The organism is Flintibacter muris (genome assembly GCF_943192995.1).
GTDB lineage: Bacteria > Bacillota > Clostridia > Oscillospirales > Oscillospiraceae > Lawsonibacter > Lawsonibacter muris.
Window position 1 is genome coordinate 1 of record NZ_CALPCP010000036.1, and the last position, 18,908, is coordinate 18,908.

The window sequence follows — 18,908 nt, forward strand, 5'->3', positions numbered from 1 at the left end:
CTGCGTCAGGAATTCTCTCCTGACGCAGTTTTCACATTTGTTCTTCACATAACGACTATGATTAAATAAACCGAATTCCCCAACGCTCGGTACCTTGCGGAGTCTGAGGCTTTGGGCAGAGCAGTCCAATTGTCAGGATAGCCTTGGAGGCGTTCCGCCTCTATCGGCAGGAAACGCCGGATCAAAAGCGGGAGTTTTTTGATTTGGCAGACCAGATCAGTGGCATCCTTATACTGCCTGTCGCTTTCTGTAGAAGCAACGTCGTCAGCCTTAAATTTATCTGTTCTCTGCCGTGAGTACACCTCAACCTGGCTTTGGAGAGTCAAAGGAAGGTTGTTCCCTCCAGTGCCCGCACGGCAGGATAAGGTTGGAGATACCCGGTGTGGGCCGGTATACCTGGCATCCACGCCATGATTCTCAAATACCAGCGGCTGGTGCCCGTGCTCCTGGGCCCGGAGCGTGCCGCTGATATTTTCCGTGCAGTGCATGGCTTTACCGCCCTGATCATTGAGGCAGAGGACAGACGGCACCATGTTGGTGCCGCTCTCCGAGGCTTTCAGGGTTGGGGAAAGCTCCTCCGTAAATCCAATTCCTCCGGCAGAGGGGCCTGCCCCGGCACAGAAGCCCGCTGTAAACAGTAGCCCGGCAGGGTTTCGTCCTCCGCCTCCGTCCGCACTGGCCAGTGTGGGGGCTTTGCTCTCCGGGGTAAAGACGCGGGCCTGCTGGGTGTCCCAAGGGTTCAGACAGCCTGGTTCCGTGATCAGGCCCAGCTCAGCCAGCACGGCCAGCGTTGGCCGGACCAGTCCCGCCTGCAGCCGCAGCGCCGTCTCCAACAGCCGGGGCAAGGGTTTTCCGCGCTCCCTCGACCGGCGCAAAATTCCCTTGCACGCCTTCTTCGATAAATAATATTTCAATGGGGCTATAGCCAGCAAAATCTGCGACAAGAAAGACTCTACGACGTCTCTGGGGCACTCCGAAGTATTGAGCGTCCCAAGTGACCCAAGCCAGGGAGGATCGTATTCCCAGCACGGCCCCAGCATATTCCCAGCGCCCTCTCTCAGGTCTAATAACATCAAGGTATGGTTCTTCAATCTGGAGGAACGACCGAAGGACCTGCTGGAAATCGCTCCCCGGCCTCTTTTTTCCCGTTTTCGGGTCTCGGCCCGAAGAGAGACAGCCTGGCACGTTTTCCCATACGCCGAATCTGGGCCGAATAGCGATACCTGTCCTTCCACGTTTTTTATCCTCCTACAATATAGTTACGGTATGAGGCACGGCAGCCAGCCGTGTCTTTTGTCGTCTCAAAGCTGAAGCTGTAGAATGGGAGAGTAAATGGCCTGACACTTTTATCCTTGGGCTAACACGCCCGCAGAGGAGTCCGTCAGCCGTCTCTCTCATTCGCGGCATTCGATTTGCGCAGGTAGAGCCATCGTGCGGATGCGGTGCGCTCGCGTCAGCCAGGAGATTGAACAAGCGGCGAGAAACAGAGACGGACGCCATATCCAATCACACAGGAGGAGATCATGAACGCAGTAGGAATTGACGTATCGAAAGGGAAAAGCATGATGGCGGCCCTGAGGCCAATGGGTGAAGTTGCTCTGCCGCCAAAGGAGTATCCGCACACCGAGGTTGGCCTGGAGCGGATGGCGCTGGACATCCTCGCGCTTGGGGAGGATACCAGGGCGCTCATGGAGGCCACGGGCCGGTATCATGAGCCAGTGGCGGCGGCGCTGCATGAGTACGGTATCCGTATGACCGTGCTGAATCCGCTGTTCATCAAGCAGAGCGGAGGCGGTTCCATCCGCAAGGTCAAAACTGACAAGGCCGACGCAATGAAAATCGCCAAGTACGCTCTTGACAACTGGGTGGATCTGCGGGAATATACCCCTATGGAAACGATTCGAGAACAACTGAAGCTGTGTTCCCGCCAGTACAATCTCTATATGAAAAATGTGGTGGCGCTGCAGAACAATCTTATTTCCCTCACTGACAAAGTCTTTCCGGGTGTAAACGAGCTGTTTACCAGTCCGGAACGCGCCGATGGCAGCCAGAAGTGGATTGATTTCGTTACGACGTTCTGGCATTGCGAGTGCATTAATTTGGCCAGCGAAGCGGCCTTTACGGAGCGCTACCGCAAGTGGTGCAAGCGGAAAGGCTACCAGTTCAGTGAGAGGAAAGCGGCGGAACTGTATATGGACAGCATGGGTCATATTACGACTCTGCCCAGGAACAGCAACACCAAACTGCTCATTACAACCGCAGCAAAGGAGCTGGCCTCCGCCAAAGCCACACTGGCCGTCCTGCGCACTGAGATGACCCGACTGGCCCAGCAGCTTCCGGAGTATGAAACGGTTCGGGCCATGTACGGTGTGGGTGAAACCACTGCCGTCCAGTTGATGGCGGAGATTGGCGATGTGCGCCGGTTCCCTCGCCGCAGCTCCATCGTGAGCTTTGCCGGCGTTGACCCGGCGGTGGATGACTCCGGAAAGCACATCTCCAAGAGCAATCCCACAACGAAGCGGGGCTCTCCTCACCTGCGCAAGACGCTATACCAGATCGTCTGCACCTATCTCCGCAAGGCTCCCTCTGACGAGCTGGTGTACCAGTTCCTGGACAAGAAGCGGGCCGAGGGCAAGCCTTATTTCGTCTACATGACCGCTGCCCAGAATAAGTTCCTGCGCATTTACTACGCTAGGGTCAAGGAGTGCCTCATTGCCGCTGATACCAAGGAGTTTTCCGAGGATTAACTGGCGCTGAAATCTATGGTTCATTCGGTCTGCAAAAAATTCTCTTTTGCAGGCTTGGTTTGTTATACCCTTTTTCACCCCCAAAAAATTTTCGTTTTAGGGCTTGACTTTTGTTTGCAGGACTCCTCTCTCATCTCTGTGATGATGCGAATTTGTTCCATAAAAAGGCCGGAGCGGGCGCCGGCTAATCCGGCACGCGCCCCGGCCACAGACAGTCCTGGCACGGGCTGCCTCCGCAGATAATGTCCACAGGGGGCAGTTTGGCTCCGTCCAGCTTGGTGATGTCCCCCACATGAAGCATATTGGGAAAGTGGTGCTTTGTGACCCGAATGGGGAACGGTTCGATCTCGCTGGCCCAGACCGGGACGATCCCGTTTCGGACCGCCGCCAGAGGGAAGCCGCCGATCCCATCGAACAAGCTCCCCATGGTAAATATTCTTTTGACCATGATCTCACCTCATTTCGCCACCGCCTGGGCGACGGTGCGTGTGGTATTGACCGCTGCCTGGGCGGTGTAGACGGCGCTCATGATATTGGCTCTGGTGGTGGTGTCCAGGCCGAAGGTCCCAGCGATCCTGGGCACCTCGCCCGCGGAGAGCATGAGGCCCAGCCCCAGCAAAGCGTGCTGTCGAAAGACCATCAGGCCCGCCACCAGGATCGTGGACTGGAGGAAAGCGGTCAGGCACAGCCCGATGACCTGCTTGATCCACTGGACGAAGCCGTCCACATATCCTCTGGGGACGCTGAACATATAGAGGCTCCCCACGGCGATTTGGATGAGCAGGATGCCGCCCCGCTTGAGGTTGGCGAAAAAGACTTTTATCACGGCGTAGGCCATCATAATGATGCAGAACAGGAGCATGATGGGGCTGGTCAGGACGCTCAGCCCGAAGTTAGGCGCCTCCGTCATATCCGCAAGGCTCTGCACACTGGTCAGTTCTTCGATGATTTTTTCGCCTACTGTGCCGATGCTGGTCTCGGCTCCGGTCAGCCCTGCGGAGAACATCCCTTGCAGGGAAACTGACAGGGAGTAGAGCCGCACCGGCACCACGGTGAACAGGCTGACAGCCATAAAGCCCTTGATGGCGTTGAGTGCGGTCTGCTGGAGGTTGCCCCGTCCGGTGGAGTATTCGATGCCGAACTCAAAACCGGAGACCACCAGGCTGACGCCAAACAGCGCCCAGCCCAGCTGGGAGAAAAACAGGACGATGGCCTGGACCCAGTCCAGCTCGAACAGCTCCACGCCCATGTTGCCCATTTCAGCAAAGAAATTCCCCAGAAATCCCACCACCTGTCCGTAAAACCAGTCGATCAGGTTATCCATGATGGTGGAGGCAACAAAGTCAAAAATAAAGATATCGGCTCACTCCCTTCCAGACATACCTCCCTTACAGCCCGACGATCTTCCAGACATAGAGCGGGGCGGTGAGGGTAAAGACCAGGCAGGCGAAAAGGATCACCGGACCGGTCCACTCGAACTGGCCATGCTTCTTATAGTCGAAGTAACTCATGGCCACCTTGCCGAAGAAGGCGATGGTCAGGACCATGTCCAGAGCCGGGAAAACCACGCTGTCCACCACGGTCTTGATCTGCGCGGCGGCGGCGGTCCAGGTTTCCTTCACCACATCGGCCACATTGCCGTTGCCGGCGGCGAGAGCCGGGGCGCAGCAGATTGCCGCCACCACCGTGGCGGCGGCGAGGATACGAAACGTTTTCTTGAATTTCATGTTGTTTTTCCTTCCTGTCAATAATTCATATTCATTCGCGGAATCTGTGCCGGGGCATCCGCCTCCACCACATCCCGCAGCTTCGGGAACTGCGCCGTTTCGCTTTCCAGAAGGCCGTCCTGCATCATCTGTTCCAGCTTTTCCGGGCTGGTTCCCTGACTGAGCTGTACCGTGGCCTCCTCCAGCTCATAGGGGTACAGGCAGAGAGGCTCCAGTCCCAACTCCAGCGTCTTTGTGGCAGAAGGTTCCCCATACTTGGCTTTGAGTTGGTAAAAGCTGGCCAGGAGGGTATCGTACCAGTGGGCCTTGGCGGTCTCCAAATCCGATTCCTCTTGGAAGTCAACATACTGGCCGCTTTGAGTGATCTCATCCACAAACTCGAGCCAGGGCTGGATTGCTCCCCCTTTCGCGTTGGGAAACATACCGGCCATCGCGCCGCAAAACATCTCCGCATCCGGCGGCTTCCCATCCAGTACAAGCTGACGGAGACTGCCCGGCTGGACATAGGTCTTTTCTTCTGTTGTCAAATTCTCCACCTCCAGAGACAGGGAGAGGAGCCGCCCGATGTGGACGGCTCCTCCTGTGAAATGGCTTAATAGCCCGTGCGGGGCAGGGGCGTTGCGGGTTTGTAGACCCTGGTGACCCATCTGCTGGTCGCCATGATCCACTGCCCGTTGTAGACGCCGCCCACGTCCGCCTGGTTGACGAACTGCGTCCCTCCAGTGAGCCAGGACACCACATTGCAGTACACTCTGGGCGCCTCCACCTGGCGGAAGCTGCCGGGAACGATGCCGAAGGAGACCATAAACTCGGTGACGTACTCATCGGAGGCCAGCCCCAGGGCGGCGGGAGAGGCGTCCAGCACATAGTTCTGCATGGTGCTCAGGTTGTCGTACATGGTGCGGTACTCGCCGTTGAGATTGGTCTTGAACACGATCTTGTAATTTCCCTGCACGTTGTAGGTGCCGGTGACGATCTTGTCCAGCCGCACCGCCTGGGTGGGCAGGGTATCGCGCCAATAAAAACTGGTGAGCGCAGTGGTGGAGTTGTTGGCGATGCTGGAGAAATCATAGCGAATCTGCTGACCGGGCATGACCTCCACAAAGCCGCTCTTCTTGATGCTGACGTTGGTGTACAGGGCCTTGTTGGTCATGGCCGTCTTGACGATCTGGCCGGCGTGCTCGATCTCCACCTCAATGGGAGTCTTGTCCAGACCGTAGAAGTCGGCGGCTTTGGATTCCACCACCTTGTACCGGCCCAGGGGCAGAGGCTTGGAGACGGCCACGCCGTTTTTGTCTGTCCTGACCGTGTCCACCAGATTGCCGGTGCGGTAGTGGTAGATCTCGAACTCGGTGCCGGGGATAGGCGTCCCGGCAGGCCAGCCGTTCATGGAATTGTAGTCGGCACTGGTCTTGAAGATCTGAATCTGCCCCGTGACAGCGGTGTTCTCCCAGGTGATCTCGGTGGTGGTGCCGGGAGTGACGTAGACTGTCTTCAGCTGGGTGTCCACGATATATCCCTCATTCTCCAGTTCCCGCAAATAATACCGGCCGGCTGTGGTCAGATTTTCGATGTACACATATCCGCGGTCATCGCTGCTGTACTGCCCGATGGGATTCTTGTTGGCGTCATAGAGCAGGAAGGTGGCACCATAGATGCCCTCCTTGGTGGCGGAATCCACCTTATGAAGCAGAATTCCCGAGAAGGGCGCGTTGGTCACGGTCAGCGTGGTGGTCTCATTGTCCCGGATGGTGAAGTAGTGGGGCGTGCTGTCGAGCTTGAAGCCCTCAGCGGCCTCTACCTCCACGCAGTAGTAGTCGCCCGCGTCCAGAGAGACATGGACCCGGCCCCGATCCCCGGTGGTCACGGTGTCCACCAAAGCGCCGTCCATTTTCCGAATCTCGAAGGTGACACCCTTAATGCGCTGGGTCTTATCCGCCTCGGAGACCTTAATGAGCTCCAATCCACCGATGGGGGCATTGTAGAACGTCATGGTCTGCACTTCGCCGGACTTGATCTCAATGCTCTGAGGCGTAGAGTCCAGCACATAGCCGCCCAGGGTCTTGGTTTCACGCGCGGTAATGACGGTGCCGGGAGTAAGGCCCTTGATGGTAATGCGGCCAAACTGATCGGTTTTGTAGATACCGTTGTTGGGACCAAGGACTGTACCGTCGCTGTCGGTGACCAGGAACTCCACCCCGGCCAGGGGCTGATCCTTGCTGCCAGTCACGAACTTCTGGATAACGAGCGCTTGAGTAGGCACGTTGTAGACGGTGATGGTCTGGGTATCATTGGGCTTGATCTCCACAGTCTGGGTGCGGTACTTTTCGTCGATATAGTACCCAGGTATCGTCTCGATCTCCATAATTTTCACTGTCCCAACGACATTGGAAATCTTGATCTGGCCGTTTTCGTCGCTGGTGTAAATACCGTTGCTGGAGGTCTTGCCGCCGTCCTGGTCCACATTGGAGCCGTCCGCGTAGGTGATTTTGAAACGAACCCCGCTTAACGGGTGTTTGTCGATCCCATCCACCTTATTGAGAATGAGGTTGCCTGCCCTCTGATTGACAAAGCGGAGGGTCTGGCCGCCGATGCCGCCCTCAATTTTAATGCTCTTGGGGGTGGGGTCCAGCACCACGCCGTCGGGCACGCGAATTTCCTTGGCGGTGACGGTAATACCCGGCTCCAGGTTGGGAATCACGACGCGGCCGTTTTCGTCGCTGGTAAACTCACCATTGCTGCTGCCGATGACAGCGCCGCTGGAATCGGTCACCAGGAACGTCACGCCCTTTAAGGGCTGCTCGCCGGTGTCTGTCTCCAGGTATTTTTCAATCGTGAGAGTGGTCTTGGGCAGATTCTCCACGGTGACATCATTGCTGCCGCTGCCGCCAGAGCCGCCAGTGTTGCCACCGCTGATGTTCCCGCCGTTACCAGTTCCGCCGCTGGCAACGCTGTTGCTGCCGTTGCGTACGATAATGGTCCTGGGCGTGGGGTCGAGAACGTAGTTAGAGGGGACCCTGGTTTCCACGACAACAACGGTGGAATTGGGAATAAGGCCGGTGACGGTCACAGTCCCGTCCGCCCCGGTGGTGTAGCGGCCCAGGACGTTGCCGTCGCCGTCCTTGAGCGTGAACTCGGTGTTAGGTACGGGCTTCCCGTTGGTCGCATCCAGTTTCCGGAGCGTGAGGGAACACAGGGGCTCATTGAGGAACACCAAAGTTTGGGTGTCCAGAGGATTGACGGTGACGGTCTGTGTCTGGGTACTCTGGTCGATCACGTACCCAGGGGCCGCCTTGACCTCTTTTGCTACCACTGTGCCTGTGATGCCGCTGATCCTGATTTCGCCCCGCTCATCGGTGGTATAGAGGCCGTTGCTGCTCAGGTGGCCGTTGTCGTTATCCACGAACCCGCCGTTGGCATAGGTCAGCTGGAACTGAGCGCCGGAAATAAAACTCCCGGACACGCTGTCCTTTTTCTGGAGAACGAGGGTACCCGCTCTTTGATTCCAGAAGGTCAACCGCTGCACCTCGCCGCCCTTAATCAGAATATCCTGCGGGGTTCCATCAAGAACAAAGCCGTCCACGGTCTTGATTTCACGGGCCTTGACGGTGGTGCCGGGCTCGATGCCGTTCAGTACGATCTCGCCGGCGTGGTCAGTGTAGTAGACCCCGTCATCGGGGCCTACCGCCGCGCCGCTGCCGTCCACAACCTTGAAGGCCACACCAGCCAAGGGCTCATTGGCGGTGCCCTCGATGAACTTTTGGATTATGAGTGTTGTCCCAGGCTCATCGTCAAAAATCAGGCTGTTGGAGATGCCGGATTTCACCACGATATGCTTCGGCGTCTCATCCAAAATGTATCCAGAGGGGGCCTTGGTTTCAGAGACCATAATCGTGGCGCCGGGCACCAAACCGGAGACCACCACAGTGCCGTCCGTCCCGGTTTTATAGATGCCGTTGGTGGGGCCGACCGTGTGGCCCTCGCTGTCCCGGACAATAAACTCAGCGTTCGCCAAAGGCTTCTTGGTGACAGCGTCCCGTTTCAAGATGGTCAAGGTGGCCTTGGGGGTGTTGGTCACGATGACCGTCTGGGTATCGCCATTGGGCCCGATGACCACATTGGTGGAGGGATTGTCCATGACATAATTGTCCGGGGCCTTGATTTCAGAAATTACATATGCCCCCGGAGCGAGGTTGGAAATGCGAATTTCCCCCTGGGAGTCAGTGGTAAAAATACCGTTGGAGGTCAGGGTCGCGGTGCCGATTACACCGTCCAGGCCAACCTCACACCCTGCCGCTGTGGTGATGCGGAACTGTGCGCCAGGCAAAACCTGGTTGGTCTGACTGTCCCGTTTCTGGATAATCAATTTCCCACGGGGTTGGTTTTTCATGGTGACCGTGACCGTTTTCCCTGCCTGGATCACAATGGTCTGGGGCTGGGCGTCGATCAGGAAGCCCGCCGGCGCTTTTGTCTCAGTCACCACCACGCTTTTTCCGGGAATGAGGCCGTCAATGCGCACCTCCCCGTTTTCATCGCTGCGGTAGACGCCGTTGGAGTTGCCGATCAGGGCACCGTCGGAGTAAGTCACCTTAAATTCAGCGTTTGCCAGGGTGACGCAGGGATTGACGCTGCACACCTTCCGGATCAGCAGGGAGCCCAGAGGCTGGTTGCGGAACTCCAGGGTGACTGTCTGGCCGGCGTTGATAACGGCGGTCTGGGGCATGTCGTCCAGGATGTACCCGTCCTTGGCCCGGATTTCCTTCACGATCAGCGTCGTGCTGGGGTCAATGCCGCTGACGGTGAAGCTGCCGGTGCTGTCCGTAACGAACTTGCCATTGGCGTCGCCAACGACGTTGCCCTTGCTGTCAGTTACTGAAAATTCCACGTCAGAAAGGGGCTGCTTGGTGATAGAATCCACCTTTTTGACCATGAGGGAGCCTTTCGGGCTATTTCCAAAATGGACCTGGATAACCTCCTGATCATTGCCGGAGAGGTACACGGTCTGGGGCGGGGTGTCGATCACATGGTCCCCATCGCTGGACAGCTCCTCGATGACGTAGGTGCCTGCGGGGAGGCCGGTGGCCGTGAAGGAGCCGTTCTGCCCGGTGCGGTAGGTGCCGATGACGGTGCCGCCCGTACCGGAGGTGTTCCCGGAGAGGTAGCGGATCTGGAAGACCGCCCCCTCAATGGCCATGTTGGGGCTGACGCTGTCATACTTCCAGACGCAGATAGCCGACAGGGGCCGGTCCTGGAACAGGAAGGTGTGGCTTGTCCCGGAGGGGATGAACGCCTCCTGGGTGTCGGGGTCCGCCAGGGCAAAACCGTGAGGCGCTTCCAGCTCTTTCACCCGAAACCAGCCGTCACGGAGGAAAATATCCGGCTCGGTGAGGACAATGCGGCCATTTTCGTCGGTGTAGAACACGCCCAGGTCGTTGTACTCGCCGGTGCTGGTGTTGTTGGAGGCGTACCAGACCTGGAAGGGAACATGCGCCTGCCGCTCATGGGTGATGGAATTTTCCTTGATGATCTCAATGCTGGGCCGCTTGTGGTTTTCAAACAGGACCTCCCTGCTTTTGTTGGGGTAGAGGGTCACAAGCTGGTTGGCTGCGTCCTGGAGGTAGGGCTCCGGGACAGACTTCTCGGAAATTTCATACACGCCGGGGAGCAGATTCTCCAGAGTGCCCTTGCCGTCCGGGCCGGTCCTGACCTCGTTGACGCTGTGGCCATCCGCCGCCTTGACCAGGAAAACTGTGTTGGGTACGACCTCGCCAGTGTCTGCGTCCCGCTTCCAGACGGTGAGGTTGGGCCGCTCCTGGTTCTCAATACAGATCGTGCTGACCTTGCCGGGGAACAGCTCCACATGATACTCCCGAAGGTCCAGAATGTGGTCCGCCGTGGTGGCTGTCTCCCGCAGGGAGTATACGCCGGGCTCCAGGCCCTCCCACAGAATTTCGCCCTGGGCGTTGGTGGTACGGTCCAGATACCGGCTGCCGTCCTCGATTTTGGCCAACCGGAAGGAAACTCCCGCCAGGGGCTTGCCGTCCGAACTGACCTTTTTCAACAGCAGGTCGGGCTTTTTGCTGTTGGTGAAAACGAACTCCGCCGTTTGGTCGGCCTCCAACTGAATAATGCGCTGGGCCTGGTCAATCACATAGCCGGGGCACTCCAACTCCGTGACCTCGTAAGCGCCGGGGGACAGCTTGGACAGGTCGATCTCGCCGTTTTCATCCGTGGTGAACTCTTTGGGGCCGAAGGTGCCGTCTACCGCCCGGATGCTGAACTTGACGTTAGGGAGGGGCTTGGACAGGTTGGCGCTGTCCACCTTCACAAGGCGGATACCGGGTTTCTTCCCGTTGTAGAAAACCAGCTCCTTGATCCCGTCTCCGGGCTTTAATTCCACCTGCTGGGGAGTTGTGTCGGTGACGTGCTCGTCGTCGCTCTGGACCTCCCGCACCAGATAGGTGCCGGGCTGGGCGTTGGTAATCAGGATTTCGCCCTGGGCGTTGGTGGTATGCTGGCCCAGGGAAACACCGTCCCGCCAGATTTCAAAGGGAATGTCCGCCATGACCTTCAGGGTGGTCCGGTCGTACTTAATGATCTTGAGGCCGGGCAGCGCCTTGTTGACGATGGTGGCGGTGGATTCCTCCCCGGCCACAACGGCCACGGTCTGGACAGTATCGGTTTCGGCAATCCAGCCCTCGATACCGGCCATCTCCCGGACCTCGTAGCCGCCCAAGGGGAGCTCGTTGAACACGGCGACGCCCGCCTGATTGGTTTTCTCCGTCCAGGTTTCGCCGCTCTTGACGTGCTTGATCTGGATGGTGACGCCAGCCAGATTGTCGCCGGTATCGCTGACCTTGTGCACCCGCAGACTGCCGTAAGGGTCGTTCCAGAAGGTCAGCTCCGCCGTCTTGCCGTGCATGACAGTGACATTCTGCGTGGTATGCTTGGGCAGCACATGAAATTTCGGCGGGGTCTGCTCCGTCACGGTATAATTTCCGGTGATACTCAGGGGGATGGTAATAACGCCGTTGGCGTTGGTGGAATAGGAGCCGACCGGCTTGCCGTCGGGGTACAAGACCTCGAACACAGCCCCCTCCAGCGGGGTTTCGGTCCCGGTTTCCAGCTTGGTGATTTTCAACTGCGTGATGCTGGAGTCGGGAGGATCGTCCGGCTTATCAGGCTTGTCCGGGTCAGCGGAATACTGGCTGATGGCGCTGGCCTCGATGGGGTAGCTGGGGTCGGTGTCCAGAAGGTAGTCCTGGATGTTGCCGTACTTGTCCTTCTCCAGGGTCTTGGCGTAGTAGACTACGTACTGGTCCACCACGCAGCTCATGTTCAGTGTGACGGAGCCGGTCTGGCCCTCCACGCTGGAGGCGGGGTAGACCACCTTGCAGGTGTTGTAAAAACCGTCGTCGCTGTTGGTGTCCAGGACAAGCGAGGTTATTTCCTTGTTGTCCTTATCCAGAATCTTGGCCCCGGCGGGAGCGCCCTCCCCCAGGGAGAGCTTTACGGACTCAATGGCCCAGGTCTCGCTTCGGACGGTAAATTCCTGCTGATAGTAAGCCTCGCCGTTGATGGTGACAGGGTACGCCTTGTCCCGGTCCGCCGTGGCGGTGAGCTTGGGGGTGTACATCTTGTTCCACATCACGCCCCGCCAGTAGATGTCCTTGGTGGCCTGGAGGACGCGCTCCGCCGCCTCACGGTCGGCCCCGGACAGGTTGGGATTGATACCCAGCTTGTCGATGGACCAGTTGCCCAGGATATGAATCCAGACAGCGGTCTTGGTGGCGTAGTAGCCCTCGTTGACCGTCTTGAGGCCCAGGGTTTCCAAGGACTGGTGGGGGTAGCCGTTGGAAACGATGCCCACCAGCTTGTAGTCGGACATGGTTTCCTTGGCGCTGTACTTTATGGGCGTTCCCTCGGGCACCTTGACCGGAACACCGTACAGCTTGGGGTCCACGCAGTAGGCGGGAATCTCTTTGACCTGCCCGGTCTGCACGGATTCATACTTATAATAAGTATAGTGCTGCTCCTTGACGCTGCCGTTCATGGTCAGCCAATTGAGGGTTTCGTTCTTGGCATACACGTTCACCTCAGCCATGGCCTCCTCCAGAGTGGGGGCGGCAAAGGAGGTTACGGGCAGGATGCCCAGCAAGGTAACGAGAGCCAGGAAGAGGGAAATCATACGTTTTTTCAAAACAAAGTTCCTCCTTGAAAAGGTTTTGGGGCAAAAAAATACCCTCTCTGTTTCCAGAGAGGGCGCGGGGGATTACTCGGTTTTACAGGGATGCGACACAGTAGCGGGTGCATTGGAAGACGCCCTTGCTGTAGTAGTCCCAGGCTTCCACGTAGAAGTGGCTGTTGGGGCGGCTGTGGACCAACTCCTCCAGGTCGGAGGCCCGCCAGGGCCAGGACGTCTTTACCCAGGGCTCGTCCGCCGGGTCGATGGTCAGCGCAATGGTCATCAGGGGCTTGCCGTCCCGCCATACGCCGGGCTCCCTGCCGATGGCGTTGTAGATGGTGTACTGCATCCGCCGGGTTTCGTAGATATTGCGGATAAACATGGAGTCTCCGTCGTCGTGGGCGAAGTGTCTGATCTCCACCTTGGGGATCTCCACCTCCGGGAAGGCGCTCCAGTCGCAGGTGGGGGTGGGCAGAGGGCCTACCGGGCCGTCCGCGAAGACGTTGTTGTCGTAGCGGCGAACGTCCTTAATCTCATAAATATAGCCGTCGTCGCACCGGACCCGGTCCCCGACCTGTGGGATGTACTTGGAGCCGTCCGTGGGGATGGTGACAGTACCGCTGTCCTGGAGGGCGGGACGTTCTCCGATGTAGACGCTGTTGGTGGAGCCGTCGTAGCTGACCCGAAAGCCCACAGCCTCACCGACATCCCGGAGCTTCACATAGTTGCTGCCGTCGATGGCGTAAGCCTCCAGTTGAACAGGAGCGCCGTCCACATAGAACCGCTGGGTGCTGGGGGTGGCGGTGAGCTGCCGGACCGCCGCGTGAGCGGTGGGCACCAGAAGGGCTCCGGCCAGCATACCTGCCGCGATCAGGGTCATCTCTTTCTTTCTGCTCATCATGTGATCCTCCTTATCATTCGATGTTTTGTTGGCCTTTTGCAAGCACAACAATACCGAAAGCAAGGACATAAATCCAGCAAAATCGAAGCTTAAAACGGAGAAAAGAGCGGCCCGAAACGAAGCATATTAGCTAACCTCCACGGCCTGGACACACCACCGCTGATCCCGCTGATCCCGGACGCAGGTGTAAAGGGTGAGCATATTCGTTTTGGATGCGGCAAGGCCGCTCTGGTCCGTCTCGCTCACCTTGGACACGGAGATGACCTCATAGGTACGGGTGCCCAGCTTGGTGGTCAGGGTAATCTTATCGCCCGGCTCCAGCGTATGAATGGCGCCAAAATAACAATTTGCACCCCGGTTGTGTCCCGCGATACAGCAGTTTCCATCCCAGATGCTGGTATCCGGGAAGTGTCCCGCGCCCTTGGCCAGAGTCTTGCTGTCCGTGCCCTCATAGACCTTGACGTTCACATCCAGACTGGGGATCTTCAGCCGTCCCAGATAGCCTCCGGAGTAGTAGAGGTCATCGGTGACCTCGGTGTATCCGGTGGAGGAGGCGGTGTCCTGGGAGCCGGTCACAGTCACAGTGGAGGAGCCCGGCACATAGACCGAACCGCTGCCATCGGCGGCAGGCGGAGTGATAGTGCCCACGCTGCCATTGACCACCGCTCCGGCGTCAGGCCGGTAACCGGGAGCCAGGTTGGGGGTCAGGGGCGTGCCGGTGTTCAAGGTGTCGGCGCTGTAAGTGCCAAAGGCGGGCGGAGCGAGGGCGGCGTTCTTGCTCACGTCCTCATTTTTCCGAGCGCCGTTATCGGGGGTGTGGATCACCTCAAAGGACGTGGGCTTGCCGTATTCCGGGTCACCGGGGCCATTGATGGTATACTCCAGCGGTGCGGCGGCGCTGGCGGGGATCATAAGGGAAGCGGTCAGGCACAGGACAGAGAGAAAAACAGGAAATTTTTTCATTCGGCATCCTCCTCATTTTCTTTGCGGCGTTTCAGGAACAGGGCGCCGCCGACGCCGGCGCCCGCCACAGCGATGACGCCCAGGGGCACCAGCAGGAGCGGCCAGTTGAAGCTGGCGGGACCGGAGGTCTGACCGCTTGGATCGGGCTCGGGCGCTATGGGCTTGAGGGGCGTGCCCTCGAAAATGGCCACATACCGGGTCTTGTTCAGGGCGATCCTGCTGACGCTGCCGCTGTAGTCGGCGGTGACCGTATAACCCTTCACATAGCTGTTTGTGGCGCTGCCGGTGTAGGTGGCAACGGCGGTGTAGCGGTCGCCTACCGCGTAGCCGTCCATGCTGGCGGTGTTGTCGGTCTGCCAATTGATATTCTGAAGGGTGAGTGTCCGCCCGCCGTCCTGGATGGTCTTGGGGATATTGGCGGTGTCCTGGCTGGCCAGATTGGGGTAGCTGCGGGTGGCGGAGACCTCCCTGGTAGAGCTGCCGTACCCGGCCACCTCCACCTGAACGGTATCCAGCCGGAGGACCAGGGTGCCGGTGAGACCGTCCTCGGTGACAAACTCCCTTTCGGCGGGCAGCAGGGCCAGCACGGACTCCATGTCCTTGTTCTTGCTGGGGATAGAGACGGTTTCCGTGTGGAACCGCTCCTCATGCTCCGGGGCCTCCTGCTTGAGCAGGTCCACCAGCGTGTAGCGGAAGCCCTCCTGCTCAAAGTCGGACCGGGCGATCCCGGCAGGGTCCTCCTCCGGGGACAGGTCGTAGACCTTGCGAATTTCTGTGCCGTCCTCACTCCGGGTAACGGAGGTGGGATAGCAGGCGGGGCTGGGGGCTGCGTCCGCCGCGTAAGCGGCGGGGGCCATGATCAGGGTCAGGGCCAATGCTGCGGCGCACAGCGCGGATACTTTTTTCATCTTCTGTTCTCTCCTTACATCGTCATTGTGGGCGCGGGCGGGGTTTCCTGTTCCTGCGGAGCCTCCTGCTGCCGCTGGGGCAGTTGGGACAGCTCCTGCCGGTAGGCGGCTACCACCGTGTCGCTGAACTGCTGGTGGAACTCCCTGGTGCAGGGGAAGCAGACGTCCTTGTAGCCGTCCCGGCCCTTGTAGCTGGGCATGGAGACGAAGGGACCGTTCTCGCCGTTGATGACCTTGATGCCCCGGACGGCAAAACAGCCGTTCAGAGTCACCGAGGCGTTGGCCAGCACGCTGCCGCTGGTGCTCAGGCTGTGGATCTTCACCTCCATCTCCATGGGGGCCGCCTCCCGGACGGGGGCGCTCTGGGGTGCGGGTTTGTTCTGGGATTTGCTGCTCATGATCTTTTCCTCCTTAAATTTTCTTATGGTCAAGCCGTTCCTGTGTGCGGCGTGCCAACATCAGGTACTCCCAATGGGATACTTCCAGTGGAGCAAAGGTCCCGTCCGCCGTTACTCCGTCCACACGGTATTTGGTGACGACGGGATAGCGGAAGGACTGCTCCGGTGCGGGGTAACGGCGCTTCAGTTCTGCGGGGGATATCCAGCCGGTGCCGGGCAGGCAGAGCCAGCGAATAGCCGACTCAAAGACGCCGGGGACATCGGGCCAGAGGTACTTGCCCTTCAGCCGTTTGGACAGGGCTTTCTCGCCGGGCGGCGGGACCAGCCTGTCCACACTCAGACACCAACGGATATCCAGCACATCCACCAGCTCTCTGGCCGAAACAATCACGCCCTCCTCCTTCTTCCAAAGGGGGAGGGCGAGGAAATCAAGGACCAGGACATTTTCCTGGACGACGCTGCCCGTATCGACGGGCAGACGGCGTGCCAGCTCCACATCCTGTTCCCCATTGCTGACACCGATAACCTTGACGGCGTCATCCGGAAGGGAGCGGTACTGCTCCAGCGCGTCCCGGAAATCCAGGAAACAGGACTGCCGCCAGCCCTTTTCGCCCTGGGGATCGTACCCAAGGCGCAGATCATCAATGGTGTAGTAGGATAATTTCATAAACGCACCTCCTCACTTCATGGTCATCCCGCCCATGGCGGGACCGCTGTTCTGCTCCTGCTGAGGGCCGCGAAGCTCCTCCAGCTTCTCCGTCGCCCAATCGGGCAGGTACTGCTCATCCAGGACGCCAGTGAAGTCGGAGCGGTTCCAACGGGTCTTCTCCCCATCGCCCAGACAGGTGGCGTAGACTGCTCGACCGCTGGAGGTGGGGGAACAGCCAAAGCCGCCCTCGGCCAACCAGAGCATATTGCGGGGGTCCCAACAGCTCTCCCGGAGTGTGTCGGTGCTCAGCACCAGCACCTTGCCCTCGTACTCCTGCTCATTCCGGTCGCCAACGCAGTGTTCCGGGCCGAACAGTCCCAGCGCCTGGTAGGCATCCCTGACCTGACCGATGAACGCTTCCAGCAGTCCTGCGGCGGTGTCCACCGCATAATAGCGGTTATACTCGCCGTCCGGGGAGACAAATACCCTGCGGCCCCACTGGTAGGTCTCGTCGCTGACCAGATGCTTACAGTTGATTGACTTCTGAAATTCCAACAGGGAATTGGCCAGGACGAAGTTTACTCGCTTGAAACCGAACTTCTCCAGCACAGACCGGGCGCAATCCTCGGTCAGCGACTTGTCCGCCTCATCGAAATGATCCCGGATGGCCTGTTCGATGGCTCTGGCGCAGTCCACATTCAGGCGGAAGCTGTCCGCATGCATCTGCGTCTCCTTATGGCGGTGGGCCTCTGCCCTGGAATTGGGGTAAACGTAGGGAAAATCACTTGCCATAGACGATGTCCTCCGTGATCAGGTACTCCTCCAATTCACCCAGGCAGGTCCCCGCCTCGGCGAAGGTGAGCAGCAGGTCAGTGGGCAGGTGCTGGAGGGGGGAGTCCTCCGTTTCCCCGCAGAGGCAGCCGTCCTCGCACTCCTCGCAGGGGCCGCAGACCTGGTGCAGGTGAAAGAGAAGCTCCGATGCAACACCCTGGAGCTGCTCCACCGCGGTCAGAAGCTCCAGGGCGGTCATCCGCTTCTTCAACACCACCATGGTGCCTTTCAAAGGGCGGTACTCCACCTTGTCACCGGCCTTGAATTTGGCCAGCCGTGCGGCGACTAACGGGAGCAGGAGCCCCCTGGACGTGATTTCTTTGATAAATTTCATATCGGTTTTCCTCCGTTTCAGTCAAAAAGGTTGAATTGTTTGGGCACATACAGCCCGCGCTCGTTCATATCGTAATTGGCGATGAACACCTCCTCAAACTGGCAGTTGGGATCGTACCGCTGCTTGATGTTGTTCAGCCGGGTGATGGACTGGATCTGGATATTGGGGGCGTCATACAGGTCACGGACAAAGGCGTCGTCGTTGTAGGAGAGCAGGAACTTTCCTTCCATGGACAGCAGCCTGTCCCGCAGACGGATGTGGTCTTTCTCTGTAAATCCGTTCTCTCCGATGTTCTGGTAGTAGCCCTCGGTGGCGTGGTAGGGCGGGTCGCAGTAGAACAGGCTATCCCCCCGGTCGTAGTGGCGGATGAGACGTTCAAAGTCCTGATTTTCGATGACCACGTCCTTCAGACGTCGGTGAGCCTGTTCGATAAGGGGAAAGTCCGCCCGGATGTCATGGGGCTGGCTGCCGTAGCTGGTAAGGGCCGAGGCGTAGCTGTAGCGGATAACCTGGTAAAACCAGGCTGCCCGCTGGATGTCCGTAGTGCGTTTCCTGCGCAGGGAAAGCCGCGCACGTTCAAAATCCTCGCGGGAGTTGAGGACATATTCAAGGGCGTTCATCAGCAGGTCCGGCTTATCCCGCACACAGCGGTACAGGTTGGTAAGGAGGCTGTTAAAGTCGTTGTAGACCTCAAAATCTCTCCGGGGGTCTTTGTGGAACAGGACCCATCCGCCCCCGCCAAATACCTCAATGTACCGCTTGTACTCCAGGGGAAACCGTCTGACCACTTCTTCCCGCAAGGCTCTTTTCCCCCCGACCCAGCTCATAAAGCTGTTCAGGGGGAATCACCTCCGACGCTGTCCGCCTCGCAGAAGGCCTCCAGGGCTGACTCCAGGCCGGCGATGGCCTTCTCCAAACCGGTGACCATCTGCCTCAGCTGGCGGATGGTGGTGTAGACCTCGCCAGCGGTGGCGGCGTAGAAGTAGCCCTGCCGGTCGCTGGCGATGGGGATACCTTTCCGCCTGAGCCGGTTGACCAGCTTACGCAGGTCGGTGCCGCTCAGGCCCAGGGCTCTCTCCAACTCCGCGCCGCTTACCCGGTATTTCCTGCCGGGACAGGCCCCCTTCAGGTAGCTCAAAAGTCTTTCTTCTCGCATTTTTTGCTCCTTTCTCGGGCCGTTTTTTCGAAAAAGGGCACAAACGGGAACCCCACGGGAGCCCAGCGAAGCGGGTCCCGTGGGGAGAGGAGGAGCAGCGGAATGAGCG

14 protein-coding genes and 2 pseudogenes are annotated in these 18,908 nt (G+C 58.8%); 1 reads left to right on the plus strand and 15 read right to left on the minus strand.

Features of this window, described 5'->3' with window-relative positions; genetic code table 11:
- Positions 1–83: 83 nt before the first annotated feature.
- Positions 84–668: pseudogene (locus tag NFS22_RS23900) on the minus strand (DNA cytosine methyltransferase); the annotation flags it as partial.
- An 855-nt stretch (positions 669–1,523) separates the two neighbouring features.
- On the opposite strand from NFS22_RS23900, the gene NFS22_RS18480 reads away from it, so the two are divergent.
- A complete protein-coding gene (locus tag NFS22_RS18480; RefSeq protein WP_251319198.1) occupies positions 1,524–2,747 on the plus strand; it encodes an IS110 family RNA-guided transposase in 1,224 nt (407 codons plus the stop codon).
- 125 nt (positions 2,748–2,872) lie between these two features.
- Here NFS22_RS18480 and NFS22_RS18485 read toward each other — a convergent pair.
- From NFS22_RS18485 to NFS22_RS18550, 14 genes and pseudogenes are all read right to left on the minus strand, one after another.
- Positions 2,873–3,195, minus strand: a pseudogene (locus NFS22_RS18485) (DNA cytosine methyltransferase); the annotation flags it as partial.
- Positions 3,196–3,204: 9 nt separating this feature from the next.
- Positions 3,205–4,071 carry a conjugal transfer protein TrbL family protein gene (locus tag NFS22_RS18490; RefSeq protein ID WP_420908890.1) on the minus strand — a complete coding sequence of 289 codons (867 nt, stop codon included), beginning with the start codon at positions 4,069–4,071 and terminating at the stop codon, positions 3,205–3,207.
- Between the two features lie 64 nt (positions 4,072–4,135).
- Entirely contained in the window at positions 4,136–4,474 is a 339-nt protein-coding gene (locus tag NFS22_RS18495) for a DUF3852 domain-containing protein (RefSeq protein WP_251319199.1), read from the minus strand.
- 17 nt (positions 4,475–4,491) lie between these two features.
- Entirely contained in the window at positions 4,492–5,001 is a 510-nt protein-coding gene (locus tag NFS22_RS18500) for a hypothetical protein (RefSeq protein ID WP_251319200.1), read from the minus strand.
- Between the two features lie 65 nt (positions 5,002–5,066).
- Entirely contained in the window at positions 5,067–12,674 is a 7,608-nt protein-coding gene (locus NFS22_RS18505) for a SpaA isopeptide-forming pilin-related protein (protein ID WP_251319201.1), read from the minus strand.
- Between the two features lie 82 nt (positions 12,675–12,756).
- Complete coding sequence (locus NFS22_RS18510) at positions 12,757–13,557, minus strand: stalk domain-containing protein (RefSeq protein ID WP_251319202.1); 801 nt, start codon at positions 13,555–13,557, stop codon at positions 12,757–12,759.
- Between the two features lie 129 nt (positions 13,558–13,686).
- Positions 13,687–14,523: a class D sortase gene (locus NFS22_RS18515; protein WP_251319203.1), complete on the minus strand. Its 837-nt coding sequence runs from the start codon at positions 14,521–14,523 to the stop codon at positions 13,687–13,689.
- A complete protein-coding gene (locus tag NFS22_RS18520; protein WP_251319204.1) occupies positions 14,520–15,431 on the minus strand; it encodes a cell wall anchor protein in 912 nt (303 codons plus the stop codon). The genes NFS22_RS18515 and NFS22_RS18520 overlap by 4 nt, the downstream gene beginning before the upstream one ends.
- A 14-nt stretch (positions 15,432–15,445) precedes the next feature.
- Positions 15,446–15,829: a SpoVG family protein gene (locus NFS22_RS18525; protein ID WP_251319205.1), complete on the minus strand. Its 384-nt coding sequence runs from the start codon at positions 15,827–15,829 to the stop codon at positions 15,446–15,448.
- A gap of 13 nt (positions 15,830–15,842) precedes the next feature.
- Positions 15,843–16,496 carry a hypothetical protein gene (locus NFS22_RS18530; RefSeq protein WP_251319206.1) on the minus strand — a complete coding sequence of 218 codons (654 nt, stop codon included), beginning with the start codon at positions 16,494–16,496 and terminating at the stop codon, positions 15,843–15,845.
- 12 nt (positions 16,497–16,508) lie between these two features.
- On the minus strand, positions 16,509–17,270 hold the full coding sequence (locus NFS22_RS18535) for a DUF3849 domain-containing protein (RefSeq protein WP_251319207.1): 762 nt from the start codon (positions 17,268–17,270) through the stop codon (positions 16,509–16,511).
- Positions 17,260–17,643 carry a hypothetical protein gene (locus NFS22_RS18540; protein WP_251319208.1) on the minus strand — a complete coding sequence of 128 codons (384 nt, stop codon included), beginning with the start codon at positions 17,641–17,643 and terminating at the stop codon, positions 17,260–17,262. The genes NFS22_RS18535 and NFS22_RS18540 overlap by 11 nt, the downstream gene beginning before the upstream one ends.
- A 17-nt stretch (positions 17,644–17,660) precedes the next feature.
- Positions 17,661–18,470 (minus strand): DNA adenine methylase, encoded by an 810-nt coding sequence (locus NFS22_RS18545; RefSeq protein WP_251319209.1) that lies wholly within the window; start codon positions 18,468–18,470, stop codon positions 17,661–17,663.
- 8 nt (positions 18,471–18,478) lie between these two features.
- A complete protein-coding gene (locus NFS22_RS18550) occupies positions 18,479–18,799 on the minus strand; it encodes an HTH domain-containing protein (protein ID WP_251319210.1) in 321 nt (106 codons plus the stop codon).
- Between the last annotated feature and the right edge of the window lie 109 nt (positions 18,800–18,908).

Excerpts from the sequence above, each read along its gene's own strand:
- NFS22_RS18480 (WP_251319198.1), top strand. The coding sequence starts at position 1,524 with ATGAACGCAGTAGGAATTGACGTATCGAAAGGGAAAAGCATGATGGCG.
- NFS22_RS18490 (WP_420908890.1), bottom strand. The coding sequence starts at position 4,071 with ATGGATAACCTGATCGACTGGTTTTACGGACAGGTGGTGGGATTTCTG.
- NFS22_RS18495 (WP_251319199.1), bottom strand. The coding sequence starts at position 4,474 with ATGAAATTCAAGAAAACGTTTCGTATCCTCGCCGCCGCCACGGTGGTG.
- NFS22_RS18510 (WP_251319202.1), bottom strand. The coding sequence starts at position 13,557 with ATGAGCAGAAAGAAAGAGATGACCCTGATCGCGGCAGGTATGCTGGCC.
- NFS22_RS18515 (WP_251319203.1), bottom strand. The coding sequence starts at position 14,523 with ATGAAAAAATTTCCTGTTTTTCTCTCTGTCCTGTGCCTGACCGCTTCC.
- NFS22_RS18520 (WP_251319204.1), bottom strand. The coding sequence starts at position 15,431 with ATGAAAAAAGTATCCGCGCTGTGCGCCGCAGCATTGGCCCTGACCCTG.
- NFS22_RS18525 (WP_251319205.1), bottom strand. The coding sequence starts at position 15,829 with ATGAGCAGCAAATCCCAGAACAAACCCGCACCCCAGAGCGCCCCCGTC.
- NFS22_RS18530 (WP_251319206.1), bottom strand. The coding sequence starts at position 16,496 with ATGAAATTATCCTACTACACCATTGATGATCTGCGCCTTGGGTACGAT.
- NFS22_RS18535 (WP_251319207.1), bottom strand. The coding sequence starts at position 17,270 with ATGGCAAGTGATTTTCCCTACGTTTACCCCAATTCCAGGGCAGAGGCC.
- NFS22_RS18540 (WP_251319208.1), bottom strand. The coding sequence starts at position 17,643 with ATGAAATTTATCAAAGAAATCACGTCCAGGGGGCTCCTGCTCCCGTTA.
- NFS22_RS18545 (WP_251319209.1), bottom strand. The coding sequence starts at position 18,470 with ATGAGCTGGGTCGGGGGGAAAAGAGCCTTGCGGGAAGAAGTGGTCAGA.
- NFS22_RS18550 (WP_251319210.1), bottom strand. The coding sequence starts at position 18,799 with ATGCGAGAAGAAAGACTTTTGAGCTACCTGAAGGGGGCCTGTCCCGGC.